This is a genomic window from Mycobacterium sp. E3198 (assembly GCF_001667015.1).
Taxonomy (GTDB): domain Bacteria; phylum Actinomycetota; class Actinomycetes; order Mycobacteriales; family Mycobacteriaceae; genus Mycobacterium.
The window spans coordinates 1-614 of the sequence record NZ_LZIS01000069.1 but is presented as its reverse complement, the minus strand read 5'-3'; the positions used below and the strand labels follow the sequence as shown (position 1 = coordinate 614).

Annotated in this window: 2 protein-coding genes; one reads left to right on the top strand and one right to left on the bottom strand. The window is 76.7% G+C overall.

The window, feature by feature from the left end; translation table 11 throughout:
* Positions 1 to 237, top strand: a 237-nt coding sequence (locus A5673_RS29485; protein WP_082958614.1) for a PE family protein, incomplete at its 5' end; no start/stop codon positions are given.
* Between the two features lie 52 nt (positions 238 to 289).
* Here the strand turns inward: A5673_RS29485 and A5673_RS08220 are convergent.
* The coding region (locus A5673_RS08220; RefSeq protein WP_197518324.1) for a DoxX family protein at positions 290 to 614 on the bottom strand (325 nt) is incomplete at its 5' end.

Below are 614 nucleotides of genomic sequence, written 5' to 3'. Positions count from 1 at the left end.
GCGGGCGGGGCCGGCGGCAAGGGCGGCCTGATCGGCAACGGCGGTGACGGCGGCGCCGGCGGGTCCGGCCACGGCGGCGCGGGCGGAGCCGGCGGAGCCGGCGGCAATGCCGTCGCGATCGGCGACGGCGGCAACGGCGGCAACGGCGGCAACCCGGGCAGCCCGACCGGCACGCCGGGCACCGGCGGCACCGCCGGTGTGCTGGTCGGCCAGAACGGGAACACCGGGAAGCCCTAGCCCCGCGTAGCCCCCGACGCTGCGCGACCTGGGGACCTCCCGCGGCCGGGGCCTACCCCGCCTGCTTGACCGGCGGCCGGTAGAAGATCAGCAGCTGCCCGGCGGCGCCGGCCAGACCGAGCCCCGCCGAGATCACGAGGCCGGGCCAGCCGTCGTACCAGTTGTGGCCGAAGATCACCCAGTCCAGGCTCAACCGCCCGGCGCCCAGCGTGGCCACCACGACGGCGCTGACGGCCAGCACCAGGTTGTACTCCCAGCCCTCCTTGACGATGAAGAAGCCGTTGGCGCGGTGCACCGTCCAGGCCGCGACCAGCATCAGCGAGACGAAGCCCGCCGCCGGGATCGGCGTCAGCAGCCCGGCCGCCAGGCCCAGCCCG